This window comes from Variovorax robiniae (assembly GCF_037889955.1).
Lineage (GTDB): Bacteria > Pseudomonadota > Gammaproteobacteria > Burkholderiales > Burkholderiaceae_C > Variovorax > Variovorax robiniae.
The window spans coordinates 36,043-62,784 of record NZ_JBBKZS010000010.1; the positions used below are offsets into that span (position 1 = coordinate 36,043).

Annotated in this window: 19 protein-coding genes and 1 pseudogene; 7 read left to right on the plus strand and 13 right to left on the minus strand. The window is 67.0% G+C overall.

Annotation, left to right across the window (positions count from 1 at the left end; translation table 11 throughout):
* From WKW79_RS22045 to WKW79_RS22065, 5 genes are all read right to left on the minus strand, one after another.
* Window positions 1-891, minus strand: a complete 891-nt coding sequence (locus WKW79_RS22045; protein WP_340337348.1) for a DUF2950 domain-containing protein — start codon at window positions 889-891, stop codon at window positions 1-3.
* 43 nt (window positions 892-934) lie between these two features.
* Complete coding sequence (locus WKW79_RS22050) at window positions 935-2,290, minus strand: DUF3300 domain-containing protein (RefSeq protein WP_340337349.1); 1,356 nt, start codon at window positions 2,288-2,290, stop codon at window positions 935-937.
* A 92-nt stretch (window positions 2,291-2,382) separates the two neighbouring features.
* Window positions 2,383-3,798, minus strand: coding sequence for a TolC family protein (locus tag WKW79_RS22055; protein WP_340337350.1), 1,416 nt, complete (start codon window positions 3,796-3,798; stop codon window positions 2,383-2,385).
* 8 nt (window positions 3,799-3,806) lie between these two features.
* A complete protein-coding gene (locus WKW79_RS22060; RefSeq protein WP_340337351.1) occupies window positions 3,807-4,943 on the minus strand; it encodes an HlyD family secretion protein in 1,137 nt (378 codons plus the stop codon).
* A complete protein-coding gene (locus WKW79_RS22065) occupies window positions 4,944-5,618 on the minus strand; it encodes a DUF3302 domain-containing protein (RefSeq protein ID WP_340337352.1) in 675 nt (224 codons plus the stop codon).
* Between the two features lie 342 nt (window positions 5,619-5,960).
* On the opposite strand from WKW79_RS22065, the gene WKW79_RS22070 reads away from it, so the two are divergent.
* Entirely contained in the window at window positions 5,961-7,124 is a 1,164-nt protein-coding gene (locus WKW79_RS22070; RefSeq protein ID WP_340337353.1) for a BamA/TamA family outer membrane protein, read from the plus strand.
* Window positions 7,121-7,543, plus strand: a complete 423-nt coding sequence (locus WKW79_RS22075) for a hypothetical protein (RefSeq protein ID WP_340337354.1) — start codon at window positions 7,121-7,123, stop codon at window positions 7,541-7,543. Before WKW79_RS22070 ends, WKW79_RS22075 begins: the two co-directional genes overlap by 4 nt.
* A gap of 12 nt (window positions 7,544-7,555) precedes the next feature.
* Here WKW79_RS22075 and WKW79_RS22080 read toward each other — a convergent pair.
* The 4 genes and pseudogenes from WKW79_RS22080 to WKW79_RS22095 all read right to left on the minus strand — a co-directional run bounded on the left by WKW79_RS22080 (window position 7,556) and on the right by WKW79_RS22095 (window position 12,258).
* A pseudogene (locus WKW79_RS22080) lies at window positions 7,556-8,100 on the minus strand (TerC family protein).
* A 77-nt stretch (window positions 8,101-8,177) separates the two neighbouring features.
* Window positions 8,178-9,770, minus strand: coding sequence for a phospholipase D family protein (locus tag WKW79_RS22085; RefSeq protein WP_340337355.1), 1,593 nt, complete (start codon window positions 9,768-9,770; stop codon window positions 8,178-8,180).
* Window positions 9,767-10,414 (minus strand): response regulator transcription factor, encoded by a 648-nt coding sequence (locus tag WKW79_RS22090; RefSeq protein WP_340337356.1) that lies wholly within the window; start codon window positions 10,412-10,414, stop codon window positions 9,767-9,769. The genes WKW79_RS22085 and WKW79_RS22090 overlap by 4 nt, the downstream gene beginning before the upstream one ends.
* 5 nt (window positions 10,415-10,419) lie before the next feature.
* On the minus strand, window positions 10,420-12,258 hold the full coding sequence (locus tag WKW79_RS22095; RefSeq protein WP_340337357.1) for a sensor histidine kinase: 1,839 nt from the start codon (window positions 12,256-12,258) through the stop codon (window positions 10,420-10,422).
* Between the two features lie 463 nt (window positions 12,259-12,721).
* Between WKW79_RS22095 and WKW79_RS22100 the strand changes: the two genes are divergently transcribed.
* Entirely contained in the window at window positions 12,722-13,636 is a 915-nt protein-coding gene (locus tag WKW79_RS22100) for a hypothetical protein (protein WP_340337358.1), read from the plus strand.
* Between the two features lie 5 nt (window positions 13,637-13,641).
* On the opposite strand, the gene WKW79_RS22105 is transcribed toward WKW79_RS22100, so the two are convergent.
* Window positions 13,642-15,030: a hypothetical protein gene (locus WKW79_RS22105; protein WP_340337359.1), complete on the minus strand. Its 1,389-nt coding sequence runs from the start codon at window positions 15,028-15,030 to the stop codon at window positions 13,642-13,644.
* A 347-nt stretch (window positions 15,031-15,377) separates the two neighbouring features.
* Between WKW79_RS22105 and WKW79_RS22110 the strand changes: the two genes are divergently transcribed.
* From WKW79_RS22110 to WKW79_RS22125, 4 genes are all read left to right on the plus strand, one after another.
* Window positions 15,378-17,774, plus strand: a complete 2,397-nt coding sequence (locus WKW79_RS22110; RefSeq protein WP_340337360.1) for a phosphoketolase family protein — start codon at window positions 15,378-15,380, stop codon at window positions 17,772-17,774.
* 111 nt (window positions 17,775-17,885) lie between these two features.
* Window positions 17,886-19,397 carry a DUF3300 domain-containing protein gene (locus WKW79_RS22115; RefSeq protein ID WP_422823941.1) on the plus strand — a complete coding sequence of 504 codons (1,512 nt, stop codon included), beginning with the start codon at window positions 17,886-17,888 and terminating at the stop codon, window positions 19,395-19,397.
* 11 nt (window positions 19,398-19,408) lie between these two features.
* Window positions 19,409-20,341, plus strand: a complete 933-nt coding sequence (locus tag WKW79_RS22120) for a DUF2950 domain-containing protein (RefSeq protein ID WP_340337362.1) — start codon at window positions 19,409-19,411, stop codon at window positions 20,339-20,341.
* A gap of 80 nt (window positions 20,342-20,421) precedes the next feature.
* Window positions 20,422-21,858: a response regulator gene (locus WKW79_RS22125; RefSeq protein ID WP_340337363.1), complete on the plus strand. Its 1,437-nt coding sequence runs from the start codon at window positions 20,422-20,424 to the stop codon at window positions 21,856-21,858.
* A 24-nt stretch (window positions 21,859-21,882) separates the two neighbouring features.
* Here WKW79_RS22125 and WKW79_RS22130 read toward each other — a convergent pair whose 3' ends face one another.
* From WKW79_RS22130 to pflB, 3 genes are read right to left on the minus strand one after another with little or no spacing between them, the layout of a single operon-like run.
* Window positions 21,883-23,475 (minus strand): aspartate:alanine exchanger family transporter, encoded by a 1,593-nt coding sequence (locus tag WKW79_RS22130; RefSeq protein WP_340337364.1) that lies wholly within the window; start codon window positions 23,473-23,475, stop codon window positions 21,883-21,885.
* A 25-nt stretch (window positions 23,476-23,500) separates the two neighbouring features.
* Window positions 23,501-24,358: a pyruvate formate-lyase-activating protein gene (gene pflA, locus WKW79_RS22135; RefSeq protein WP_340337365.1), complete on the minus strand. Its 858-nt coding sequence runs from the start codon at window positions 24,356-24,358 to the stop codon at window positions 23,501-23,503.
* 10 nt (window positions 24,359-24,368) lie between these two features.
* The gene (gene pflB / locus WKW79_RS22140) at window positions 24,369-26,630 is read right to left on the minus strand and encodes a formate C-acetyltransferase (RefSeq protein WP_422823942.1); all 2,262 of its coding nucleotides are present in this window, start codon (window positions 26,628-26,630) and stop codon (window positions 24,369-24,371) included.
* Between the last annotated feature and the right edge of the window lie 112 nt (window positions 26,631-26,742).

Consider the following 26,742-nt stretch of genomic DNA (forward strand, 5'->3'; position numbering starts at 1 on the left):
TCAGGGTGCATTCACCTTCGACCACGACGCATCCGGATTGAACTGGTTCATCGCGCGAGCCGCCACATCGCTCTGCGGCCCGAGGTCCTTCTGGTACAGCACGCCCGCATGGCTGACCATGAAGGATGTGACGCCAGTCTCGCCATACTGGATCGGCCAGGCGATGAGCGCGAAGCCGCTGCGCATGCGCTTCCCGATGATGTAGTCGTAGGCGCCGCCGGGCGCACTGGGGCCTTGCGACTTGAGGATCTTGAAGTAGTAGCCCTGGTAGCCCTCGCCCGGCTTCTGGCCGCCATACAAGGGGCCCAGCGGGCTCTGGCCCTGCGCGGAGTTGTCGTCCCAGTAGAGCCCATCGTGCCGCCCGGGCGTGCTGGCGAACTTCTGCGCGTATTCCAGCACGCCGTCGCCGTCGCGGTCGCGTTGCGCGTATTCCTTCTGCGCGTCGTAGTAGGCGAGCACGGCCTGCATCACCGCGAGTTCGTTGCGTCCGATGCGACGGGTCCGCATGGTGTCGGCGCCCACGCGCACATCGAACCGCCAGGCACCGGCCTTCTCGACGATGGGGATCGGCAGCGTCCAGTCGCCATCGCCCACCGCAATCTGCTTCCGGCCGCTCCAGCCGGGGATGACCTTGTGCTGCTTGTCCCAAGCGGCCAGAAAGGCATCGACATCCCGCCGATCCACGCTGCCGACCGGGACGAAGCGTCGCCAATCGGGGCCGAGCACCGTGCGCAAGGCGTCCACGTCGTTGCGCGAGATGGCATCGTGCAGCGCATCCGCAGCCGCTTCGGCACTGGGATAGGCGCGCTGTGCGAATGTGGCGGTCGAGGCCAGCGCGGCCATGGAAATGAGCACACCGGTGGCGTACCGGGCGGCCTTCAAGTGCAACATGGATGGCCTCCGAATAGCATGGAACTTGGACATGGTCGGCCTCCTATCGACGGCCACCACGGCCGCCTCCGCCCATGCGGGCACCACCGCCACCCATGCGGGCTCCGCCGCCACTGAAGCCGCCATGCTGCTGCATGGACTGCCGACTGGCGCCGCCGCGATCCATCTGCCGCTGCATCTGGCTCGCGTTGCCGGCGCCGCGGAACGCGTTGTCGCCGCCCATGCCGCCGCGTGAATTGATGTTCGACAAGCCCTGGTTGCCCATCCTGTCGCCACCGCCGAAATCGCCACCCGGACGCCCCTGGGCGGCGGCCTGCGCGCGCTCGCGCGTGCCCGGATCGTTGCGCAATTGGTTGCGCGCCTGACCCGGGTCCATGCCGCGCTGCTGCATCGCCGATTGCGCCTGCTGGCGCTGCGCATCGCGCGAGCCGTCCGCGCGTCCGCGGAAGTCGCCGCGCTGTTCCGCGCCGGGCACATTGCCACCGAAGCGCTGCTGGCTGCGGCTGTCGCGATAGGGCACGCCGCGCCGATTGGCCGCGTTGTGCTGGAAGGCCTGGTTGCCGCTGATCTGCCGGTTCACGTTGATGCTGTTGAAGCGGGCGGCGTTGATGTTGACGCTGCCGCCGCCCCAGTTGCAATTGCCCCAGAGCGCACCGATGGCGGCGACGCCGATGCCGAACGCGATCCCCGACGCGAGGGCGGCACCCGGGTAGTAGTAGGCCGGCGGATAGTAGAGGTACGGCGGATAGGCCGGATACGGCCATGTGCCGTACACGATGGCCGGGTTGTAGGTGGGCACATAGACCACCTGCGGATCGGCCGGCTCGATCGTGATGACGCTCTGCGGCGACTGGGCATCCGCCGTCACCGACACCTTCTGCTGCGCCGAGGATTGCAGGTTGCCGCTGGCCTGCGCGCGGGTGCGCAAACGTTGGGCCGAGTCGAGCACGTCCTTCGATGAAGCGAGGAAGGCATCGCCGAGGTTCTGCACCCAGTCGGGCTTGTCGCCCATCATCTGGATGACCTGCGGGAAGGCGATCAGCGACTTGACGCTCGGGTCCCACGGCTGGCTCTCGACCGCCTTGGCCGCCGCATCGCCGTTCTGGTCCGGATGGGCAGCCGACCACTTGGCCGCTTCCACCACATCGGCCGGATAGGTCGATGCCATGAGCACCTGGGACAGCAGCGAATCCGGATAGAGCGCGATGGGTGCCATCATCTGGTCGATCTGCGCCTCGCTGAAGACCTGCGTGCCCTGCTGCGACCCTCCCGCGGCAACCGAGGTCGTGCTGGGCGGCGGCGCGCCGCCGGTGGGGCCCGGCGTGACCGGTGCGGTGCAACTCGCAGCCATCACAGCCAGCGCAATGGCCGTGATGACGGACTTGGATTGAGCTTCCACGGCTTCGCTCCTGGGACAAGCGCCGGGCATGGTGCCGAGCGATCTGAAAAAAGGCCAGCGTACTGGGGATGCGTTCAAGCGCATGTGGGACGCTACCGCTTCGAGGACGACGCGAGGTTCTCGCTGCGGTCCCATGCGCCGCCCAGCGCCAGCAACAGGTTCACGCGCTGCACGCGACGCTCGGCCTGCACGCGCAGCAATGTCGAGCGCACCGCGTAGACGGCCATCTGCTGCTGCGTCACCGAGCGCAGGTCGGTGTTGCCGACGCGGTAGCGGGTGTTCTGGAATTCGAGCACGCGCTGCGCCTCGCGGATCTGGGCATCGATGATGGGTTCGCGCTGGCGCAGCGTGGCCTCTTCGGCGAGTGCGGACTCGACTTCGTTGAAGGCCTTCATCGCGGTCTGCGCCCACTGCGCGGCGGCCAGGTTCTGTTCGGCCGTGCGCGCGTCGACCTGAGCCTGCAACGCGCCGCCACGGAACAGCGGAATCAGCATGCTCAGGCCCGCGCCTGCAATGGGGTTGTCACGGTCCTTCAGCACGAAGAGTTCGCTGGTGATCGAGGACAGGCCCGCCGTCAGCGAGATGCGCGGCAGCCGCGCCATCTGCGCCTCCTGAGTGCTGTTGAAGGCCGCGGCCACACGGCGTTGCGCGGCCACGATGTCGGGGCGGCGCTCCAGCAACTCGGAGGGCACGCCGGCTTCCACCGGCATGTCGACGCGCGGCCAGGTGTCTGTGGTCTTGAGTTCCGCCGCGGGATAGCGCCCGAGCAGCATCTCCAGCGAACGCAGCGCCTTGACGTAGGCCAGGTCGAGTTGCTTCTCCGCATCGAGATAGCCCTGCCGATCGGCGCGCGCCTGCACCACGTCGGACTCGCTCGCCGCGCCGATCCGAAAGCGGTCGCCGGCCAGCTTCACCGACTGGTCGGTGCTGGTGATCATCTGCCGGGCGAGCTGCCGTTGCAGCGAGGCTTCGGTGGCGAGGAACCAGCCCTTGGCCACCAGCGCCGCGATCGATTGCCGGGCCGCCGCCATGTCGGCCTGCGTCGAGGCGAACTGGTCTTCGGCGGAGCGCCGGGCGTAGCGCACGCGGCCCCAGACGTCGATCTCCCAGGAGGCCGAGATCATCCAGCCGTTGAGGCCGGAGCCGTCGCCGCCGAGCTTGCCGCCCTTGCGCCCGAGGAAGTCGACCGCCGGCACCGCCTGCGCGCCCGCCGCCTTGACCCCTGCCGCAGCCTGCTCGATGCGCGCGGCCGATGCACGCAGGTCGAGGTTGAAGAGCAGCGCCTCGTTGACCAGACTGGCCAGGACCGGATCGTTGAAGCCCGCGATCCAGTCGTTGCGCACGTCGCCCGGCATCCCACCGGCCTTCCAGCCGCCGGGCAGGACCACGTTGGACAGGTTGTCCGTCTGCAACGCGGCCGACTCGGGCGCGGTCTTGAGCGAGCAACCCGCGAGGCCCAGTACGACCAGCGCCAGCATCGACCCTGAGCGCATGCGTGAATGGAGCATGGTGCGGCTCAATGCAGCTTCAGCACCAGGTAGTCGATCTTCGCGCCGACGCGGACGATCACCTTGCGGATGATCTGGATCACCTCCAGGTGCTGCGTGTAGATCGCGCCGTCGCCCACCGCGCCTGCGGGGAAGAGTTCGTTCTGGAACTTCGGGTCGATGTCCAGCCGGACGGCGAAGCGGCCCGGCGGCAACGGTCCCATGCCGGTCGTGGGCAGTTGCAGGGCATTCGGACTTTGGCCTGCACCCTGCGCCCAGACGATGGATTCCACCTTGGCCTTGTAGATGACGCCCGGATTGGTCTTGAGCGTGAACTCGGCCTCGTCGCCCGATGCGACCTGGTGCAGTTCATTCTGCTGGTAGAGCGCCACCACCTGGTAGGCGTTCTCCACGTAGCTCATCACCGGCGTGACCGGCAGCGCCGCGGTCATCGAGCCCACGCGCAGTTGCAGGTTGACCGCCTGGCCGTCGGAGGGCGCGACCACGGTGGTCTGCGACAGCTCCCACTTCGCGTTCTCGAGTTGCGCCTTGATCTGCGCGACCTCGGCCTGGTCGTCATCGACGGTGGCCGACAGGCGCGCGCGCACTTGGGATTCACCCGCGATGGCGCCAGCCAGTTGCGCTTCCATGTCCTTGAGGTTGGCTTCCGCCTGCTCCAGCGCGAACTTGTCGCCGGCGCCGCTGCTGACCAACTGCCTGTTCTGGACCACGCGCTTGCGCATCAATTCGAGTTGCGCGCGCACGGCCGCCGACTTCGAGGTCGACGCATTGAGTTCTTCACGCAACTTGCGCGTGCCGCCTTCCGCGTTGGCCAGTTGCGCTTCCAGCGTCTTGACCGTCAACTGGTAAGGCGTCGGGTCGATCTTGAACAGCACCTGGCCGCGCTTGATCGGCTGGTTGGCCTCGATCGGCACCTCGATCACGCGGCCCCGCACCTGCGGCACGATGTTGATCACGTACTTGTAGACGCGCACGTCGGGCGTCGAGGGCGCGAAGATGTTCAGCAGCATGATCAGCACCGCCATGCCGACCACCGGGATGGTGATGACGATCACCATCGAGACGTTGTTCCACGGCAGCCACTTGAACTTGAAGAAGATCAGCCAGACGAAGAAGGCATAGATGCCAAGCAGGATGGCTTCCATTCATGCCCCCTTGGGTGCGTCGGGCGGGGTGGGCGCCACGACCGGCGGGACGGTTGCCACCACAGGCGCGCTCTCGGCGACTTGGGCCGCGGCAATGTTGCGCTGCGCGGCGATCAGGTTTTCGCGCACGCGCTTGAGCTCCGGCGTGAGGTGGCCCTGGCGTTCCATCGCATCCAGTTCGGCCACCATCTGATCGAACTCATGCGAGGCCAGTTCGCCGCGCTCGGCCTTGTCACCGTGTTCGAAGTAGAAGTCCTCGTGCTTCTCGGTGCCGTAGGCCATCTTGTAGGCCACCGGCCGCGTGTAGGCCCAGAGCCAGGCGATCGGCCATAGCAGGCCGCCGAAGACCAGCGACAGCAGGCACAGGGTGTGGATCGCGTCCTTCTGCGGATGGTGGCGCTTCTCGGCAATCTTCTCCGGCATCACATGCACGATCCAGAACAGCGCGATGCCCAGGCACGGCACCAGCGCCAGCACCACCCAGGACAGGATGTTGGCAAAGTTGTCGAGTGCCTCGCCCTCCAGGAAGGAGGCGTGGACGCTGGGCGCCTGCAACAACAGGAAGAACATCGCCAGCGCCGCCTGGAAGGCACGACGCCGTCGATCGCGCCTTGGCAGGGATGGCGTCGTGGCGGGTACCTGCGGGCTGGGGTCCTGGGCTGGATGTGTCCTCATGTCCTGACTCAAGCTGGGGCAGACAGATGTCGAGCAGGCCAGATGCTAGCCAGCGATGGCCGGGCCCAACTTGCGCCAAATCAAGTGCGGGGGCGACGGCGGGCGGAATCTTCCGGGAGGGCCCTGACTTGATCTGGCGCAAATTGCGCAATGCGCCGCGACGCTACCCTTTTCCCATCGGCGCAAGATGCGTCGGGGAAATTCGTGTCCGGCAACCCCGCAAACTCCAGCAGGAAAGTCATGGTCCCGCATCCTGAGAACTGTGTTCGCCGCAGTGGCACTTCAGCCCCGCAGGGAGCGGCTGGAGGCGCGCGACGCCAGCGCTGCCTGCGGGACTGATGCATGCGCCGGCACTGCCTCGCACTGGCCCTCGCATTTGTTGCCGCTGGCGCATGGGCGGACGAGCCCGCTGCGACGGATGCGTCCGCCGAACCCAAGAAACCCAGTCGCATCCGCGGCGACGATGGCTGGCTGGACATCAGCGGCTTTCTCGACGAGACCTACGGCTTTGTGCCGCTGGCCATCCCGATCACCGAGCCGGCCGTGGGCTATGGCGCCGTCGGCGCCATGGCCTTCATCGACAAGCAGAAGGACGACGGCACGGCGGCGGCCGGGTTCGGCCGGCCCAACATCTCGGTGGTGGCCGCATTGGGCACCGACAACGGCACCAAGGGCGCCTTCGCGGGCGACGTGCGCCACTGGATGGATGACCGCGTGCGAACCGTCGTCGGCGTGGTGCGCGCGTCGGTCAACCTGGACTTCTACGGCATCGGCCGCGACGCCAGCCTGCAGGAGAGTCCGCAGTCCTACAACCTCAAGACCAGCGCCCTCGTGGCCCAGGGGCGCTATCGCATCGGCAATTCGCCCGCCTGGATCGGCATTGGCTACGCATTGGCCTCGACCACCGTCGACTTCAATACGCAGGAGGAGTCACGCCTGCCACCGGCCTTCCAGCGGGAGTCCAGGGTCGCGGGCCTGCTGCCGATCCTGAACTACGACTCGCGCGACAACATGTTCACGCCGACCAAGGGCGACTACCTGGAGTTGTCCGCGGGGCTGTTCTCGAAGGCATTGGGCGGAACCAGCAACTTCCAGCGGGTCAACCTGACCGCGATGCACTACCAGCCGATCTCGCGCAGCCTGACCGTGGGCGTGATGGGAAGCTCGGTCCTCAGCTTCGGCGACGTGCCCTTCTACCTGCGCCCCTTCATCAGCCTGCGCGGCGTGCCGGCGATGCGCTACCAAGGCGAATACACCGCGCAGGCGGAAGCGGAAGTGCGCTGGCAGTTCTGGGAGCGCTTCAGCGTCGTCGGGTTCGGCGGCGTCGGCGCGGCGCGCAACAGCGATTCGCGCAATCGCTCGACCCAGAACGTGAGCACCGGCGGCTTCGGCTTCCGCTACGAAATCGCGCGCAAGTACGGGATGCACATGGGCCTGGACGTGGCCTACGGGCCTCAAGGGCCGGTCTACTACGTACAGTTTGGCAGCGCCTGGAATCGGCCGTGAAAACAGGAAGCGAGGACGACATGACGAAATTGACGCTCAGCCACATCACTACGGCCGAGACTCGCGCGGGCGCTTCGATGCGGGCCATGGCGCGCGCACTGTGCTGCGCCGGCGCCCTGGCCCTGGGGGGCTGTGCGTACTACCCCTACCCGGTGCCGGCGCCGGCCGCCGTGCCGGCCAACTACGACCGCTCCTTCAGTGCGGCATCGGGCGCGATGCGGGACCAGGGCCTGTCCATCAGCGTCGAGGACCGCGGCAGCGGAACGATCGTCGGAAGCCCCGGCGCGGGCACGGTGACCGCGACGATCAGCCGGCAAGGCGACGGCAGCGTCAGGGTCCAGTTCGACGGGGCCGGGCTGCGCGACGCCGGCTTGCTCCAGCAGGTGTCGCGCAGCTATGACGCCCGGATGGGGCGGTAGCAAGTCCCAGTCTTAGCGCGCGGCCAACGCCTTTCTCTTGGCGCGCGCCCGGATGTTGAGCGCTTCCACGGCCAGCGAAAAGGCCATCGCGGCATAGATGTAGCCCTTCGGCACATGCTGGTCGAAGGCTTCGGCCGTGAGCGCCATGCCCACCATGACGAGGAAGGCCAGCGCCAGCACCTTGACCGAGGGATGCCGGTCGACGAAGTCGCCGATGGGCTTGGCCGCGACGAGCATGACGACCACCGATGCGATGACGGCGGCCATCATCACCGCGATCTGGTCGACCATGCCGACGGCCGTGATCACCGAGTCGAGCGAGAAGACGATGTCGATGATGGCAATCTGGCCGATGATGCTCCAGAACATCCCCTTGCCAGCACCCGCGACACCATGGCAAAGCCGAGGCCGAGACGCCGTGCCTTGTCGCGCTGTTCCGGGGGAAGTCGCCCGACGAGGATCGAGATGAAGATGATGTTGTCGATGCCCAGCACGATCTCCAGCGCAGTCAGCATCGCGAAGGCGATCCAGGCGTCGGGGCTCAGAAGGAGTTCCATGAGATGGTCCACAAGGGCAGAAGCCGGAAGCTATCAACAAAAGCGGCGCATCTGCAAACAAGCCCTGACGCGACGCGCTACAACTGCGACTCGATCGGCAGCAGACCCAGGAACCAGACGCCGAGGAGGCGCCAGGTGCTGACGCCGGGTTCATCGCTGTATTGCGTCGTGCCGGTCGCGGTGCTTTCGGTCCAGACCAGGTGTGCCCGGCCATCGGCGCCGCCCGCGCGTTCGACGCGCCAGGCCACCTTGTCGAAGCCGCGCGCCAGCTGGCCCGCCATCTCGCGGGCCATGGGCTCGCTTTCGCAGATGACGCCGATCTCGGTGTTGAGTTGCACAGATCGCGGGTCCAGGTTGAGCGAGCCGATGAAGACGGCGCGCTGATCGAAGACGAAGGTCTTGGCATGCAGGGATGCGCGCGAGCCGCCGATCGTTCGGGCGCCGGCCTTGCCATCGACGTGGGCGATGGCGTCGGGCTTCAGCTCGTAGAGGCGCACGCCGCCATCGATGAGCGCCTCGCGATAGCGCTTGTAGCCCGCATGCACCGCACCGACGTCGCTGGCCGCCAGCGAATTGGTCAGCACCGTGACGCGCACGCCCTGCCCCACCAGCCCGGTCAACGAGGCCACGCCCGCATCACCGGGCACGAAATAGGGCGAGACGATCAGCAACTCGCTGCGCAACTGGACGCCGATCTGTTGCAGCTGCGGCATCAGGTGGCCCATGTCGTCATCCGGCGCGCGCGTGATCTTGGCCGGGTCGTCGACGACCAGGTGCGCGGTGCCCCAGAAGACGTCCCCGGTTCCGGCGGCAAGGATCTGTGCGCCGGTCGATCTCGCGCGGCGCACATAGGCGGTCTCCTGCTGCGCCTCGACATACGCCGCCAGCGTCGTGCGCAGCGTGTCGAGCTTCGAGGCCGCGCCCTGACGATTCATCAACGCCGTGATGGGCACCGAGGCCGGCACATTCCAGTACCAGTCGAAGGCCTTCGATGCGTCGGCCACGACCGGGCCGAGCGTCAGCACGTCCAGGTCGCCGAAGGCCAGGTCGCCGGAGGCGTCGAAGTATTCGTCGCCGATGTTCCGGCCGCCGAGCACCGCGCGCTGGTTGTCTGCGATGAAGACCTTGTTGTGCATGCGCCGGTTGATGCGCGAAAAATCGCCCAGCATGCCCAGGACGCGAAAGCTGCGCGAAGCGACGGGATTGAACAGGCGGATCTCGATGTTCGGATGCGCCTCCAGGGCCAGCAGCGTCTCGTCGTTCGAGCGGGTGCCGACATCGTCGATCAGGACGCGCACACGCACGCCGCGGTCGGCGGCGCGCAGCAGTGCATTCGCGAACAGCCGCCCGGTCAGGTCGTCGCGCCAGATGTAGTACTGCACGTCCAGCGAACGCTCGGCCACTTCGGCCAGCAGCATCCGCACCGCCAGCGCATCGATGCCGCTGGGAAGCGCCCGGCATCCGCTCTGGCCGGCGTGGGCTTGCAATGCATCGCGGCCGGCCAGCCCCAGTGCGGTGGACGACGTGTCTTCCAGCGCATGCGATTCGGCCCGCTCGTAGCCCTGCGGAAGGCTGGCACAGCCACCGACCAGCAGCACGACAACGAGGAAGGCCAGGCGCCACACGTTCAGCGATCCATTGACGCCGTCGCGGCAAGGGGCGATGGTCACTTGACCGGCGAATCCATCAGGCCGGGCTCCTCGCGCAGCAGGCGCATCAGGTCGACGATCGATGCGACGCCCAGCTTTTCCAGCAGGCGGCTGCGGTGATGCTCGACGGTGCGGTGGCTCAGGGTGAGTTGCTTGGCAATGAGCTTGTTCGGGACACCGTCGAGGGCCAGCGTCATGACTTCACGCTCGCGCTCGGTGAGGGCGGCAATCCGTCCGGCCAGTGCCCCGCCCTCCTTGCCCTGCACGAGGGCTTGTGGCGCACTGCGCCAGGCCGCATCGCGTCGCAAGGCCTCGTCGATGGCATCGAGCAACTGTTGCTCGCGGTAGGGCTTCTGGACGAAGTCCACGGCGCCGTCCTTGATCGCCTTCACCGCCATCTCGATGTCCCCGTGCCCGCTGATGAACACGATCGGCAACTTTGCACCCATGGCGCTCAACCTGGCCTGCAACGCGATGCCGCTCATCCGCATCATGCGCACGTCCAGCACCAGGCAGCCTGGGCGCTCCGGGTCGAAAGCCTCCAGGAATTCGAGCGCCGAGCCGTAGGTCAAGGCCGACGTGCCAACCGAATTCACGAGCTCCTTGACAGAGTCCCGATAGGCCTCGTCGTCGTCGACGATGAAGACGGTTTGCTCGATGCTCATGACGCTCAACTTCCGATCGCCGCCGCCGGCAGCGTGAATTCGAAGACCGCGCCGCCGCCGGGACGATGCGCAGCCCAGAGCTTGCCGCCGTGCGCCTCGACAAGCTTGCGGCTGATGGCCAGCCCGATGCCGAGCCCACCGGGCTTGCTCGTGTAGAAGGACTCGAACACACGCTCCAGTTCACCCGCGGCGATGCCCGTTCCCACGTCCGCCACGCCCACCGACACGATGCCTGCCGCATGCCGGATCCAGAGCGTGATGATCCTGGGCCGATCCAGGTCCGGATGATCCATCGCGTCCATGGCGTTGCGCAGCAGGTTCAGCACGACCTGCTGGATATGGACCTCGTCGGCCACGACGAAGGGGATGTCCGCCGCCCTTTCCTGCTGCAGTTCGATGTTGCGAAGCTCGCAATCCATCCTCACCGTATCGGCGCAGAAGCGGATCACGCGTTCCACGTCCACATAGGCCAGCTCCATGTCGTGGCGCCGCACCATGGTGCGCAGGCGCGAGATCACGTCGCCGGCGCGGCTGGCCTGGTCGACGATGTTGTCGAGCAACCCCGCCACCTTGGCAAGATCCGCCTGCGGGCCCGCGAGGCGGCGCTTGGCCGCGAGCGCGTAGTTCTCGATCGCGCCCATGGGCTGCGTGATCTCGTGCGCCAGCGCGCCCGACATCTCCCCGACCGCGTGCACACGGACGATGTGTGCCAGACGCTCGCGCCACAGCGCAGCCTCCGCTTCGGCAGCCCGCCGCTCACGGTCGGCCGCAACCTGGACGTTCAGGCTCGAGAACACTTCGGTGAGCAGGCGCAGGCCGGAATCCAGGGGTGCCGGCCAGGACCGCTCTTGCCTGACGGAAGCCACCGCCAGCGCGCCATCCACGACGCCGCCCACGCAATGCGGCACGATCAGTTGCGCTCGCACGCCCAGTCCCAGGAGCGTCGCCCGGTCGGATGTTGCGGACGCAGGGAGATCATCCAGCCGCGTGAGCCGCACGACCTGGTTCGACACCAGCTGGGCACTGATCCAGGGGGCATCGATGAGGTTGAAGACCTCTCGTGGTGTCGGCACGCCCGGCGCAGTCCAGCGGCTGGACTTGCGGAATTCGGCCCGGCCCGGCAGGCGTTCCCAAAGGGTCGCGCGCTCCACGTTGAGGAACCTGGCAATGTCGCGCAGGGCGAGTTCGATGGCCTTCGCGCCATCCTGCGTCCTGGCCAGCAGCAACGAGGCGAGGATGCCCGTGGTCAGGCGCTCGAACCCGAGTGCCTGGTCGAGTTCCTCCTGCGCGCGCTTGCGCGCCAGCGCATTGCCCAGAACTTCCGCCAGCCTGCGCAGGCGCGCCTGCAACTGGTCCGACCATGCACGCTCGCGCCGCGTGCTGCCAAAGCTCAGCAGACCCCGCACCTCGCCGGCGATCCACAACGGCATCACGAGATGGGACTTCTGCCCGTACTTCTCGTACGTCGCGCGGTCCACGCTGGCCTCTGGCGGCAATTCATCGAGCCGGGTGAATGCCAGGGTGTTGCCGGCCATGACCGTGGCCAGAGCGTGGGGCAGGTGCTCGCGCGGCAGGAGCGACCTCGGCGCCGTGGCCACCCCCGTGCGCGCGGCCGTGTGGGTGAATGTGGCCTGGCCTGTCTCCCCGTCCACTCTCAGCATCGCGCAGCGGTCGATGTCCAGGATGTCGATGGACTGGTGCAAGCCGTGCTCGATCGACTTGTCGATCCGGTCGGCCGGCAGGTTGATGAGCTCCGCCGACAGTTCCGTCAGCACCTGGTCGAAGGCCGCAAACTCTCCCAGGCGCTCCCGCACGACGGCGACGGCCGTGGGGCGATCGGTCATGGCGGAGGTGTGCATGGAAACGGTGCTGCCTGCGACCGGAGGGACGGACCGGAGCGCAGCAGCGGGCGTCATGCGAGGGCGCAGGCTCGCCATCGACTCATTCAGCCAACGGGCTGCGATGCCGACGGCGCATCGGGAACCGAATGGAACCGGCCAGCGGAGGTCGCCGAATTGCCGGCGATCGTTGCCGCGGCGCCACCTGGAGTGTGAAACCCATTTGTACCTCTTCCGGTTCTGGCCCGCGACATGCGGCAGCCAGCAATCCCCGATCCGGCGGCGGGTGCAACCAGCCGCGTCGACAACGCGTGTCAGATGCGACGATCTTGCTGTCGTGATTGACGATCGTCAACAAATGATTACTCAATGTTCCTCCGCACGACGCAGCGAGAGCACTCTGGCCGGAGAATGTTCCCTCTGCGCATTCCTTCCCGGGATGCCATCCCAACAGCGTGCTGGAGGCCTCATGTCCGGATATCTCGAACGATGGGCCGGATACCTTGCTGCCTGCTTTTGCGGCGCGTTGGTCGCCGTTTCTGCCTTCGACGCCCGCGCGGCAACCGCGGCCGAGATGCGCGCGACGTATGAACAGATGCGCGAGCAACTGGCGGCGAGCCCGCTGCGAAGACCGATGCGCTTGATCTCCCAGGAGACGTCCGGTGGCTTGAAGGGCGACGTGCATGCGGTCGTCGACCAGCCGTTGTCGGCGCTGACCGCTGCGTTCGGCTCGCCGTCCAACTGGTGCGCAGCGCTGCTGTTGCATCTCAACAACCGCGACTGCAAGGTCGCCGGCGCGCCAGGCCAGGAGGTGATCACGTTGAGCGTGGTCCGGAAATTCGACCTGCCGGTGGACGGGGCCTTCGAGTTGCCCTTCGCATACCGCGTGGTCGACCGGTCCGCGGACCACCTGGAAGTGGCGCTGACTGCGGCAAAGGGCCCGCTGGGCACCAGCAACTACCGCATCGTGCTGGAGGCGATCGCGCTCGACCCGAAGCGCAGCTTCCTTCATTTCTCCTACCGCTACGACGAAAGCGCCGCGGCGCGATCGGGCACGAAGGCCTACCTCGCCACCACCGGTCGCAACAAGGTCGGCTTCACGGTCGTGGGCAAGCTGCCCAATGGCGAGCGCGATTTCATACGCGGTTCCCGCGGGCTCGTGGAGCGCAATGCGATGCGCTACTTCCTGGCGGTCGATGCGTACCTTGCGGCGGGTGGCGGGACTGGCGCCAAGGGCGGCGAAGCCGACGCCGTGGCCATGCAGAAGCGCTGGTTCGCAGCCACCGAGAAATATCCCAGGCAGTTGCATGAGACGGACTTGAACAGCTACCTTGCCGAGAAGCGAAGTGATGCCCAGCGCCGTGCGGGTGGCGCGCCCAGATAGGCAAATCAGAACCCGACCTTGGTCGAGAACTGGAAACGGTAGTCGTCGGCGGAACGGCCCAGCTTGTCCTCAAGACGGCCCCAGATCAGCTCGCCCCCCACCGTGGCGTTCGGCGTCGGCGAATACAGCAGGTTGAGCGACGAATAGCTGCCCTTGCGGAAGGCCGTCGGCAATTGTCCATCGGTGTTGTTCTGCCGGTGCTCGCTGTAGCCGATGGAACTGGTCCATTGCTCGTTCCACTTGTGGCCGTAGTACGCAAGCCAGCCCAGCGTGCTGACGGTCTGCGCATGCAGCGCGCGGTCGGGCGCCAGGTCGACGCCGCCGTCGTTCATGTAGCTCGCGATGCCCTTGCCGGAGACGACTTGCCAGCTCAGCCTGTCCCGCTTGCCGAAGATGTTGAGGGTGCCGCTCAGGTTGAGACCGTAGCCGGTGCGCGTGCCGGACGGCTCGCCATTGAAAGAGGCCGTGTTCTGGTAGCCGACCTGGCGCACGATGCCGGCGGCCTTGAAGTGGCCCCAGTCGCGCTCCAGCTTGAAGGCGCCGACCAGGTCCGGCAGCTTGTTCCAGCCGGAGATGGCGCTGCCCAGCGCCGGATCGACGCGCGTGATCCGGCCGGTGTCGATCGCCGAGCCGGGCGATTCCAGCGAGATCGCGACGCTGGCGCCGTCCTTGTTCCAAGGCGTCATGCGCAACTGCGGGTTGCGCACGAAGACCATGCCGCTCGGCCCCCAGTAGTCGATGGTGTTCGGGTACACCTCGATGTCCATGAAGTTCGAGTAGTACTGGCCCGCGCCGAACATGCCCAGCTCGGCCCAGGCATTGAGCCAGTGCACCTGCGTGCCGCCGTTGGTGCCGAACAGGTCGAAGCTCAGGTCGGTCCTGATCTCGCCGAGGCGGGTCGGGATGAAGGACTTGAAGCCGAGGCTGGACTGCCGCACGCTGAAGATGGTGGCGCCGTCCTGGCCGCAACCGGGCGAGCCGGGGCAGTTGATCGGGATCTGCGAGGGCCGCAGGGTGGCATTCCAGTCGGGGTTCATCCGCCTGGCGTCGTAGATCGCATCGAGCATCACGTGGCCGTAGAACTCGACGCGGGCCTTGTCCAGGTCCGCGGCGCCCTCCTCGGCCATCGCACCGGGCGAGACCACCGGTGCGCCGATGCTGGCCGGCGCGGCAGGCGTGGATGTCGAGGTTGTTGCGCCAGCGGCGACAGGGGCGGTGACCGGCTGCACGGACGCCTTCTGCCGCTCCAGCGCCTCGACCCGCGCTTGCAGGTCCCGGATGGTGTTCAGGGCCTGGTCCAGCGTGGCCTTGAGCTCTTCGTTGGACTGCGCCTGCGCGACGCCGCAGAGGGCGACGGCGGCGGCGACGGCACCGCGTGCTGCGTGTCGATACATCCTCGGCTCCTCGCTTTGTTGTTGACCTGCACGCTGTCTGCGCTGGCCCGGACGCCTCGACCAGATGCCCACGCGCGCAAGTCTCTGCAGTTTCCCGGGCCGGCGATTGATCTGGATCAAGCTGCGCACATCTCGTTGCCCGGATAGTCCCGGGATCGGCATCCAGGCGACGGGGCCTGGCGGCGCACGCTGCCTGTAACGCAAGGCTTCGCGCGCTGGCATTCCGATGAAGTCCCGAGGCCGCCCACAGGCGCGTGGCGGTTCGAGCGGCCCCTTCAACGCGCCTTTGCAGCACGCCTTCGGCGATCCGCATGCTTCGGCGAGGCTGCTCGACAGGAGACGGCAGCATGGCCAAGGCATCTTCCTCACGCGCGACATCGCGCGGTCCACTCGACGACGAGGAATTGCGACGCATCGACGCCTGGTGGCGCGCATGCAACTACCTCTCGGTCGGCATGATCTACCTGCGCGACAACCCCCTGCTGCGCGAACCGATCAGGATCAACCATGTGAAGCACCGCCTGCTCGGGCACTGGGGCGCCAGTCCCGCGCTGTCTTTTGCCTGGGCGCATCTCAACCGCCTGATCAAGCGCGACGATCTGGACGTGATCTTCATGGCCGGGCCGGGCCACGGCGCCCCGGGCGTGCTCGGTCCCGCTTACCTGGAAGGCACCTATTCGGAGGTGTACCCGGACAAGAGCGAGGACGCCGAGGGCATGCGCAAGTTCTTCAAGCAGTTCTCGTTTCCCGGGCACATCGGCTCGCATGTGACGCCCGAGACGCCCGGATCGATCCACGAAGGCGGTGAGCTCGGCTACAGCCTCTCGCATGCCTACGGTGCCGCGTTCGACAACCCCGACCTGATCGTCGCCTGCGTGGTCGGCGACGGCGAGGCCGAGACCGGACCGCTCGCCACGGCCTGGCACTCGAACAAGTTCATCAATCCGCAGCGCGATGGCGCCGTGCTGCCCATCCTCAACCTCAACGGCTACAAGATCGCCAACCCGACCATCCTTGCGCGCATCAGCCACGAGGAACTCGAAGCGCTCTTCGTGGGCTATGGCTACAAGCCGCACTTCGTCGAGGGATCGGAGCCGGCCGAGATGCACCAGAAGATGGCCGCCACCATGGACGCCGTCTTTGCCGAGATCCGCGAGATCCAGGACAAGGCTCGCGTCGGCAGCCAGGTCGAGCGGCCGCGCTGGCCGATGATCGTGCTGCGCACACCCAAGGGCTGGAGCGGGCCGAAGGAGATCCGCGGCCACAAGGTCGAGGGTTCCTGGCGCTCGCACCAGGTTCCCTTCTCCGACGTGCGGGACAACCCCGCGAGCCTCGAGTTACTCGAGAGCTGGATGCGCGGCTACAAGCCCGGGGAACTGTTCGACGCCGACGGACGGCTGGTCGCCGAACTGCGGGCGCTGGCGCCCACCGGCCGGCGTCGCATCAGCGCCAACCCCGTGGCCAATGGCGGCCTGCTGCGGCGCGAGCTGAAGCTGCCCGACTTCCGCGACTACGCGGTGGACGTGACGCAGGCCGGCAAGGTGCTGCACGAGAACACCCACCCGCTGGGCCAGTTCCTGCGCGACACGATGCGCCACAACATGAACAACTTCCGGGTCTTCGGCCCGGACGAGACGGCCTCCAATCGCCTGCAGTCGGTCTACGAGGCCAGCAAGAAAGTGTGGATGGCCGACCTGCTGCCGGAGGACGCCGACGGCGGCGAACTCGCGCGCGACGGGCGCGTGATGGAGATGCTGTCCGAGCACACGCTGATGGGCTGGCTCGAAGGCTACCTGCTCTCCGGCCGCCACGGCTTCTTCCACACCTACGAGGCTTTTGCCCACGTCGTGGATTCGATGTTCAACCAGCATGCCAAGTGGCTGGACATCTGCAAGAACCACGTGCCGTGGCGCGCGCCGGTGTCCTCGCAGAACATCCTGCTGTCGTCGACCGTCTGGCGCCAGGACCACAACGGCTTCTCGCACCAGGACCCGGGCTTCATCGACCTGGTGACCAACAAGAGCCCGTCGGTCACGCGCGTCTACCTGCCGCCGGATGCCAACACGCTGCTCGCGGTGGCGGATGCCTGCCTGCGCTCGACCGACTGCATCAACGTGATCGTGGCCGACAAGCAGAAGCACCTGCAGTTCACCACCATGGACGAGGCCATCGTGCACTGCGCCAAGGGCATCGGCATCTGGCGCCGCGCGAGCAGCGACGAAGGCGATGAGCCCGACGTGGTGATGGCCTGCTGCGGCGATGTCGCGACCCAGGAGTCACTGGCCGCGACGGCGATCCTGCGGGAGCGACTGCCCGAACTCCGGCTGCGCTTCGTGAATGTGGTGGACCTGTTCAGGATGCAGCCGGCCAGCGAGCATCCCCATGGCTCGACCGAGCGCGAGTTCGACAGCCTGTTCACGCGCGACAAGCCCGTGATCTTCAACTTCCACGGCTATCCCTGGCTCATCCACAAGCTCGCCTACCGCTTCCGCAACCACGAGAACCTCCACGTGCGCGGCTACAAGGAAAAGGGCAACATCAACACGCCGATGGAGCTGGCGATCCTCAACCAGGTCGACCGCTTCAACCTCGTGATCGACGTCCTGGACCGCGTGCCGCGCCTGCAGGGCCGCACGGCGCACCTGCGCGAGGACATGAAGAACACGATCATCGACAACCTGAACTACGCGCACGCCCACGGCACCGACCGCACCGAGATCGCCAACTGGGTGTGGCCCGGATGAGGGCTGTGCCTGCCGCGTCTTTACCTTGCGAACCGCCAGGGTTGATCTGTATCAAGTCGCGCGCGTCCCGTTGCGCTCAAGATGAGCGATTGTTCTAGACAAGGAGCCGGTATGCGAGCCTTGGCGGTCAGATTCGCGCGTGCGCTCATGCTCGTTGCCTCGCTCATGACGGCGGTCGCGGGCGCGCAGCAGCAAGCACCGAGCTTCTCGAAGGAACAACTCGACCAGATGATGGCGCCCATCGCGCTGTACCCTGACTCGCTGCTGTCCCAGGTGCTGATGGCGGCGACCTATCCCGCGGACGTGGTGGAGGCCGCCAAGTGGTCGAAGGCCAATCCCAACCAGAAGGGCGAAGCCGCGCTGAAGGCCGTGGCCAACCAGCCGTGGGATCCGAGCGTGCAGTCGCTGGTCGCCTTCCCTCAGGTGATCCAGACCATGGGCGACAAGCCCGACTGGGTGCAGAACCTGGGCGACGCCTTCCTCGCGTCCTCGAAGGACGTGCTGGACTCCGCGCAAAGGCTGCGCAACCGCGCGCAGGCCAACGGCAGCCTCAAGACCACCGAGCAGCAGAACGTCATCGTCGAGCAGGCGCCGCAGTCGCAGGAGAGTGTCATCCGGATCGAGCCGGCGGACCCGCAGGTGGTGTACGTGCCCTCGTACAACCCGACCGTGGTCTACGGCGCCTGGCCCTATCCGGCGTACCCGCCCTACTACTACCCGCCGCCGGCCATGTACTACCCCGGCGCCGCATTGGCCACGGGCATCGCCTTCGGCGTCGGCGTCGCAGCCACCGCCGCGCTCTGGGGCAATTGCAACTGGGGTGGCGGCAACGTGAACATCAACGCGGCCCGCTACAACAACGTGAACGTGAACCGGCAGATCAGCGCCAACCAGTCCTTCCAGCACAACGCGGCCAACCGGCGCGGCGTGCCCTACCGGGATTCCGCGAGCCAGCAGCGCTTCGGCAAGAACGTGCCCGGCGCGGAGCAGCGCGGCGACTTCCGCGGACGCGACAACGCGGCGCGCGACTCGCAACGCCAGCAGGCGCAATCTGCGCTCCAGCAACGCGGCATGGATCCTGGCCAGGGACGCAATGAACTGCGCAACGACCCCGGGACGCGGGAGCGCGCCCAGAACGCGGCACGGGACACCGGCCGCGGCCAGGGCGCAGGGGATCGTGGCGGCCTGGGTGATCGCGCCGGGGATCGCGCCGGTGCGGGTGATCGTGCAGGTGACCGAGCCGGTGATCGTGGCGGCAATCGCGCCGGCGTTGCGGATCGCGGCGGCCAAGGCGTTGGACAGGGCGGGCGCGGCGGCGACAACGCGCTGCGCGGCGCGGGCGATGCCGGTGGCGGCCAGGCCCGCCAGCATGCCAACCGCGGCGATGCGAGCCGCCAGTCCATGGGTCAGAACCGCGCGGGCCAGGGTGCCGGCGGCGCCCACGTGGGCGGTGGCGGTGGAAGGGCCGGCGGCGGTGGCGCCGCGCATGTGGGCGGCGGTGGCGCGCGGGCCGGCGGTGGCGGTGCGCACATGGGCGGCGGCGGTGCACGGGCCGGCGGCGGCGGGCACATGGGCGGTGGTCGCGCGGGCGGTGGCGGCGGCGGTCGCGGCGGTCGTCGCTAGGAGGATCCGGCATGACACAAGCAGCCAACCAGAAAGGGCGCAGCATGTCCCTGAATGTCCGTACGCTCAAGCACCTGGCGATCGCGGCGGCCTGCGCATTGACGCTCGCCTCCGCCCCCGCCTTCGCGCAGCACGCCTACCCCACGCCGGAGGCAGCGTCGCAAGCCTTCGCGGATGCCGTTGCCAACAGCGACGTCGCCGCCCTGCGCACGGTGCTCGGCGCCGACTGGCGCGCTTTCGTTCCCGAAGGCAGTGTCGACAAGGAGGACATCTACGGATTCCTCTCCGCCTGGGCCAAGCAGCACAAGACGGTACTCGAAAGTCCCACTCGCGCGGTTCTCTCGGCCGGCCCCGGCGACTGGACACTGCCCATCCCGATCATCAAGAGCGCGGGCGGCTGGCGCTTCGACACGCATGCCGGTGCCGACCAGATGCGTTCGCGACGCATCGGCCGCAATGAGCTTGCCGCGATGCAGGCGGCGCTGGCCTACTTCGACGCGCAGAAGGAATACGCCCAGCGCGACCGCGACGGCAACGGCGTGCTGGAGTACGCGCAGAAGTTCGCCAGTTCGCCCGGCAAGCACGACGGCCTGTACTGGCCCGACAAGCCAGGCGACGATCCCAGCCCGCTCGGACCGCTCTATGCGGGCGTGCGGCCCGGCGAGGGCTACCACGGCTATCACTTCAAGATCCTCAAGGCGCAGGGCAAGAATGCCCCGGGCGGCGCCTACGACTACGTGATCGGCGGGCGCATGCGCGGCGGCTTCGCGCTCATCGCCTGGCCGGTCCTCTACGGCGACACCGGCGTGATGAGCTTCATGGTGAGCCATGACGGCACGGTGTACGAGAAGAACCTGGGGCCGGGCACGGATGCGGCGGCGCGGGCCGTGACGCGCTTCGACCCTGACGCCAGCTGGCGCAAGGCGATCGAGCCCGGAAGCTGAGATCAGGGATGTCGGGAAACGATCGACGTGGTTTGATTCAGCGCAAATCCAGGCGAGCCTGAGGTGGCCAGAATGGCCGCATGCAGGAACACGACGGCGCTTCCCATGCATGGAACCCCATGAACGGCAAGGTGCTCGACCTCATCGACCACAGCCCGGAGATCCGGCTCCGGCAGGGATCTGCTGCCTTCTTCGAGGCCAGGGTCTCCATGCGCTACGCGGGCGCGGCCTTGCACGAGCAGCTTGCGGTCGAAGGCGTCTTGTGTGCCGTCTCCCGCCGGCTCGCGGACACATCGGCCCCGGACATGCTGCGGACGATGGAGACTTCGCTGGGTGAACTCGCCGAGGCGCTCGGCTACGGCCGCTGCACCTTCTCGGAGTTGATCGAGGGCGACTACCTGAATGTGCTCTGCTCGTGCGCAACCGGCGATATCGAGCCCTTGCCGCGGGGGCGGTTCCCCTATCGCCTGCCCTGGTTCCTGGGGCAGTTGCGCGCGGGCCGGACCGTGGCGCTGTCGAACCTCCCGGACGACCTTCCCGCCGATGCGGTGGAAGAGAAGGCGCACTGCCGCAGGATCGGATTGCGTTCCTGCCTGTCCATTCCGGTGCGCGTCGGCCGGCGGATCACCGCCGCCTTCACCTTCTCATCGATGCATCGTGCGCGCGCATGGCCGCCGGAGACGGTTGCGCGGCTGACGATGCTGGGTGAAATGCTCGGGGGCGCGCTGGCCCTGGCACGTGCGGAGGATGAGGCCAGCGAGCGGCAGCGCGCATGGCATGCCGATCGCGTCGAACGGGCGAACCCTCCTGCGGCAGCGCCCTTGGAGCCCGATCACAAGGCACGGCCTGATGACTTCGGAATAGCCGATGCGGCGGCCGACGAAATCGCGGAAACGGCACTGGTGTGCGTCATCGATGGCGACCCCGGGATGCGCGCAAGCCTTGTACGCCTGCTTGGCGCGCAAGGTTGGCTCACGCGGCCCTACCCGTCGGCCGACGCGTTCCTGGCAGCCCAGCCGCCTGCCGCCAGCGTCGCATGCATGCTCCTCGATGTCCGGATGCCGGGCACGTCCGGACTGGATCTGCAACGGCACCTTGTGCAGAAGGGTTGTGCACCTGCCGTCATCTTCATCACGGACCATGGCGATGTGGTCGCCTGCGTCGAAGCGATGAAGCTCGGCGCGTCCGATTTCCTGGTCAAGCCGGTGGACGCCAGGGTGCTGGTCGAGGCCGTGCGAAAGGCCGTCACCGACTACCACGCCCGACGCGAGCAGGCGCTGTCCCAATCGACGCTGATGCGGCGCATTTCCTCCCTCTCGACACGCGAGCGCCAGATCATGGAGCACGTCATCGAGGGCCGTCTCAACAAGCAGATCGCGGCCGACCTGCTGATCACGGAGCAGACCGTGAAGCAGCATCGCGGACGTGTCATGGACAAGATGGAAGTGCGATCGGTGGCCCAGCTCGTGAGGGCTTGCGAGGCCATCGGGCTGTTCCAGGCGCCGACGCTGAAGTAGCGCCGACGCCTGGCCGCCGTCTCCTCACCCGCTGAGCAGCGCCGGCACGATGTCCACGAAGAGGATCTTCACGATCGTCATGCCCGGAAAGATCATCGCGTAGCCGAGGTCGGGCTTCTCCGTCGGCGTCAGCTTGTTCGAGTACGCGAGGATGGCGGGATTGCCGCAAGCGCCGGCCACGATCCCGGCCACTTCGTCATACGGCATCTTGAACACGCCCAGTCCCAGGAGAAGGATCGGCAACACGAGTGCCGCGACGACGATGGCGGCCAGCCCGATCATCAGGAAGCCCGTCTGCGCAACCGTGTTCACGAACTTCGGCCCCGACGACATGCCCACCTGCGCCAGGAACAGCGTCAGGCCGAGGTTGCGCAGCACCAGGTTGGCGGACAGCGGCATGGTCCAGTTCAGGCCGCCGGTGCGGCGCATGTTGCCGAGGATGAGCGCCACGATGAGCACGCCCGACAGCCCCAGCGCGAGCTTGCCGATGCCGGGCAACGGAAAGTTGATGGCGCCGAGCAGGAAGCCGAGCGCCATGCCGAGCCCGATCGAGATGTAGCTGAACTCGGCGGTCCCCTTGATCGAATCGCCGAAGAACTTGCGCAACGCCGCGAAGTCGTCGCGGTGCGCCAGCAGACCGACACGGTCGCCGTACTCGAGCACCAGGTTGGCGTTGGGCACGATCTCCGCGTCGCCGCGCCGCACATGCACGAGCACGTGAGGCTTGCCATCCGGCAGCTTCAGGTCCGCCAGCGTGCGCCCGACGGCGGCCGGCCGGGACGCGAAGACGCGGATGTAGTCCAGGTCGCGGCGGTCCCCCGTCATGCGCCCCTCGTGCACTTCACCGAGTTGCCTGGCCGCCTCTTGCAGCGTCTCGGGATTCTTCCCGGTCACCAGCAGCACATCGTTCGGCTGAAGTGCCGTCTCGTGCGTGGCGGGCACGTTGTGATGCGCGCGCCGCAACGCCGCGATCTCGATGCCGGCCGGCAAGCCGGCCAGCACCTCGCCGACGGTCTTGCCCTTGATGACCGCATCATTCGGCGCGATTTCGAGGAGCTCCAGTCCCCCTCCGGCGGGCACCTCGATCTTCGGCTTGAGCACCATGAACGTGATGTAGAGAAAGAGGATCGGCCCTGCCACACCCAGCGGATACGCCACCGAGTAGCCGACCGCCGGATCGTCGTTGCCCAATGTCACGATGGCCGCCTGCAGCGTCGGCGTGCTGGTGCCGGCGCCGGCGAACAGGCCGAGCGTGTGGCCCAGGTCGAGGCTGGTCATCTTGAGGAACAACACGCTGACCACGCCCGACAGCAACACGCCCGTCAGCGCGATGAAGTTTGCCTTTCGTCCGGCCGAACTCGTGAGCCCCAAAAAGAACTGCTTGCCGTACTGGACGCCCACGGCATACAGGAACAGTGCCAGGCCCAGCGTGCCGACCATCGGCGCCGGCGCCGACTTCGGCACCAGCCAGCCCATGAACAGGGCCACGAAAAGCACGGCCCCCACACCGAGCGAGAAGCCCTTGATGTTGACCTCGCCCAGCAGGTAGCCGAGGGCGATGGTCAGGAACATCGCCATCATCGGCTGGGGTCCGAGCGCGCTGCTCAACCATTCCATAGCGTTCTCCTTCTTGTTGTCTGGATCAATACACGGTGAGGCCGCGGCTGCGGAACTGGCCGCGCACGCGCTCGGTCAGTTCCGGGGATGGCGGCTCCACATCCTTCAGCGGGTAGTCGAGGCCGAGCTGTTCCCACTTGTCCTTGCCCATCTGGTGGAAGCGCAGGATCTCGACGCGCTCCAGCGACTTCAGACCGGCGCACACCTCGGCCACCTTCTCCACGTTGTCGAAGCCATCGGTCAGCCCCGGCACGAGCACGAAGCGCACCCACATCGGGCGCCCCAGGTCGGACAGCCGGCGCGCATAGTCCAGCGTCGGTTGCAGCGGCTGGCGCGTGAGCTGCTCGTAGATGACCGGGTCGCCGGACTTGATATCGAGCAGGTGCAGGTCGATGTACGACAGGTCCTCGTCCGTCATGCGCTCGCCCAGGCGCCCGGCGGTGTCGATGCAGGTGTGCAGCCCGAGCTCCTTGCAGCGCCTGAAGATCTGCATGATGAAAGGCTTCTGCACCATCGGCTCGCCGCCGGAGATCGTGACGCCGCCCTTGCTGATCTTCAGCACCTGTGCGTACTTCTTGATCTCCTGCATGGCGCGCGCGACCGTCACCGGCCGGCCGTTGTGCTTGTGCCAGGTGTCCGGGTTGTGGCAGTACTGGCAGCGCAGGAAGCAGCCCGTCAGGAAGGCCACGAAGCGCAGGCCCGGGCCGTCGACCGTGCTGCCCACCTCCCAGGAATGCACGTGGCCGACGATCTCATCCCCGGCATCGACGGCCTCCTCCAGGTCACCCGCATGGATCGTGTAGTAGTCCTGCGACTTCGTCTCCTTTGCGCCCTGCCTCGTGACGTGCAGTTCATACCGGCTGCCGCTGAGTGACTGGGCCATGGCGGCTTCCCTACATCGCGCCGTGGAAGGTGCGGTTGATCACGTCGAGTTGCTGCTCCCGGTTCAGCTTGATGAAGTTGACGGCATAGCCCGAGACCCGGATGGTGAGTTGCGGGTACTTCTCGGGATGTTCCATCGCGTCCTGCAGGGTCTCGCGGTTCAGCACGTTGATGTTGACGTGGAAGCCGCCGCTGCCGAAGTACGCGTCGAGCGCACCCACGCCGCGGGCGAGGCGATCGTCCTCGTTGCCGAGCGCCGAGGGCACCACCGACAGCGTGAGCGAGATGCCGTCCTCCGCGTCGTCGTAAGGGATCTTCGCGACCGACATCAGCGCCGCCAGCGCGCCATGCGTATCGCGCCCGTTGGACGGGTTGGCGCCCGGTGCGAAGGGCTCGCCCTTCTTGCGTCCGTCCGGCGTGTCGCCGGTGCCCTTGCCGTAGACCACGTTCGACGTGATGGTCAGCACCGACTGCGTGTGCACCGCATTGCGATAGCTCGGGTACATGCGGATCTTGCTCATCATCTTCGACACCAGGTCGCGCGCGATGTCGTCGACCTGGTCGTCGTTGTTGCCGAAGCAGGGATATTCGCCCGTGGTCTCGAAGGAGGTGATGAGCCCGCGTTCGTCGCGGATCGGCTTGACCTTCGCGAACTTGATCGCCGACAGGCTGTCCGCCGTATGCGAGAGGCCGGCGATGCCGCAGGCCAGCGTGCGCAGCACGTCGCGGTCATGCAGCGCCATCTCGATCGCTTCATAGGCGTACTTGTCGTGCATGAAGTGGATGATGTTGAGCGCGTTGACGTAGGTCTTCGCGAGCCAGTCCATCATCGGGTCCAGCCGCTCCATCACCTGGTCGTAATCGAGCACATCGCCCGTCACCGGCGCGAGCTGCGGCCCGACCTGCGCGCCGCTCACCTCGTCGCGCCCGCCGTTCAGTGCGTAGAGCAGCGTCTTCGGCAGGTTCACCCGCGCGCCGAAGTACTGCATCTGCTTGCCCACGCGCATGGCCGACACGCAGCAGGCAATCGCGCAGTCGTCGCCCCACTTCGGGCGCATCAGGTCGTCGGATTCGTACTGGATGGAACTGGTGTCGATCGAGGTCTTGATGGCGAAGCGCTTGAAGCCGTCGGGCAGGTTGGTCGACCAGAACACGGTCAGGTTGGGCTCGGGCGCCGGGCCGAGGTTGTTGAGCGTGTGCAGCATGCGGAAAGCGCTCTTCGTCACCAGCGTGCGGCCATCCTCGCCCTGCCCGCCCACCACTTCGGTGACCCACACCGGGTCGCCGGAGAACAGCGCGTTGTATTCAGGTGCGCGCAGGAAGCGGACGATGCGCCACTTGATCACCAGGTCGTCGATGATCTCCTGCGCCTGCTGTTCGTTGAGCTTGCCCTCGCGGATGTCGCGCTCGAAGTAGATGTCCCAGAAGGTCGAGAGGCGACCGGCCGACATGGCCGCGCCGTTCTGCTGCTTGATGGCGGCGAGGTAGCCGAAGTAGGTCCATTGCACCGCCTCGCGCGCATTCGACGCGGGGCCGGAAATGTCGTAGCCGTAGCGCGCGCCCATCTCCTTGAGTTCCTTGAGCGAGCGGATCTGCTCGGACAGTTCCTCGCGCAGGCGGATGACCTCTTCCGATGAATGCCGCTCGTCGAGTTCCGCCTTCTCGCGTTCCTTGTCGCTCACCAGGAAGTCGACGCCGTACAGCGCGACCCGGCGGTAGTCGCCGATGATGCGTCCGCGCCCATAGGCATCCGGCAGGCCTGTGACGACGGAGGCCGAGCGCGCCCGGCGGATGTCGGGCGTGTAGGCATCGAAGACACCGGCGTTGTGCGTCTTGCGATACTTCGTGAAGATGTCGACCAGCGCCGGGTCCGGCTCGTAGCCATAGGCGCGCAGGCTGTCCTCCACCACGCGCCAACCACCGTAGGGCATGATCGCGCGCACCAGCGGCGCGTCGGTCTGCAAGCCCACGATGATCTCCTGCTCCTTGTCGATGTAGCCGGCATCGTGCGCCAGGATGCCCGAGGGGATCTGCGAGACACCGAGGATGCCCTTCTCGCGTTCCTGCGCCAGCAGCGGCTTGAGCTTGTCCCACATCGCCAGGGTGCGCGGCGTGGCCCCCTGCAGGAAGCTGCCATCGCCTTCGTAGGGTGTGTAGTTGCGCTGGATGAAGTCGCGCACGTTGACCCGGCTCTGCCAGATGCCGGGCTTGAAATCGCGCCATGCGCCCCCCGCCATCGTGCTCACGAGATCAAACGCAAGTGGGGTGTCCATCTCTGTCTCCTTCTGCTCGTCGCATCTGAATTCGCCGCCAGGCGGCATTCCAGGCGAGCCATTGACCCGCCCCCGGTGAAATCGATCCTGGTGTCGAGAAGCCCCTGGCGAC

What these genes read in the sequence shown, in the direction of transcription:
- WKW79_RS22045 (WP_340337348.1), bottom strand. Translation starts at nt 891, where the DNA reads ATGTTGCACTTGAAGGCCGCCCGGTACGCCACCGGTGTGCTCATTTCC.
- WKW79_RS22055 (WP_340337350.1), bottom strand. Translation starts at nt 3,798, where the DNA reads ATGCTCCATTCACGCATGCGCTCAGGGTCGATGCTGGCGCTGGTCGTA.
- WKW79_RS22060 (WP_340337351.1), bottom strand. Translation starts at nt 4,943, where the DNA reads ATGGAAGCCATCCTGCTTGGCATCTATGCCTTCTTCGTCTGGCTGATC.
- WKW79_RS22065 (WP_340337352.1), bottom strand. Translation starts at nt 5,618, where the DNA reads ATGAGGACACATCCAGCCCAGGACCCCAGCCCGCAGGTACCCGCCACG.
- WKW79_RS22070 (WP_340337353.1), top strand. Translation starts at nt 5,961, where the DNA reads ATGCGCCGGCACTGCCTCGCACTGGCCCTCGCATTTGTTGCCGCTGGC.
- WKW79_RS22090 (WP_340337356.1), bottom strand. Translation starts at nt 10,414, where the DNA reads ATGAGCATCGAGCAAACCGTCTTCATCGTCGACGACGACGAGGCCTAT.
- WKW79_RS22095 (WP_340337357.1), bottom strand. Translation starts at nt 12,258, where the DNA reads ATGACCGATCGCCCCACGGCCGTCGCCGTCGTGCGGGAGCGCCTGGGA.
- WKW79_RS22100 (WP_340337358.1), top strand. Translation starts at nt 12,722, where the DNA reads ATGTCCGGATATCTCGAACGATGGGCCGGATACCTTGCTGCCTGCTTT.
- WKW79_RS22105 (WP_340337359.1), bottom strand. Translation starts at nt 15,030, where the DNA reads ATGTATCGACACGCAGCACGCGGTGCCGTCGCCGCCGCCGTCGCCCTC.
- WKW79_RS22110 (WP_340337360.1), top strand. Translation starts at nt 15,378, where the DNA reads ATGGCCAAGGCATCTTCCTCACGCGCGACATCGCGCGGTCCACTCGAC.
- WKW79_RS22115 (WP_422823941.1), top strand. Translation starts at nt 17,886, where the DNA reads ATGCGAGCCTTGGCGGTCAGATTCGCGCGTGCGCTCATGCTCGTTGCC.
- WKW79_RS22120 (WP_340337362.1), top strand. Translation starts at nt 19,409, where the DNA reads ATGACACAAGCAGCCAACCAGAAAGGGCGCAGCATGTCCCTGAATGTC.
- WKW79_RS22125 (WP_340337363.1), top strand. Translation starts at nt 20,422, where the DNA reads ATGCAGGAACACGACGGCGCTTCCCATGCATGGAACCCCATGAACGGC.
- WKW79_RS22130 (WP_340337364.1), bottom strand. Translation starts at nt 23,475, where the DNA reads ATGGAATGGTTGAGCAGCGCGCTCGGACCCCAGCCGATGATGGCGATG.
- pflA (WP_340337365.1), bottom strand. Translation starts at nt 24,358, where the DNA reads ATGGCCCAGTCACTCAGCGGCAGCCGGTATGAACTGCACGTCACGAGG.
- pflB (WP_422823942.1), bottom strand. Translation starts at nt 26,630, where the DNA reads ATGGACACCCCACTTGCGTTTGATCTCGTGAGCACGATGGCGGGGGGC.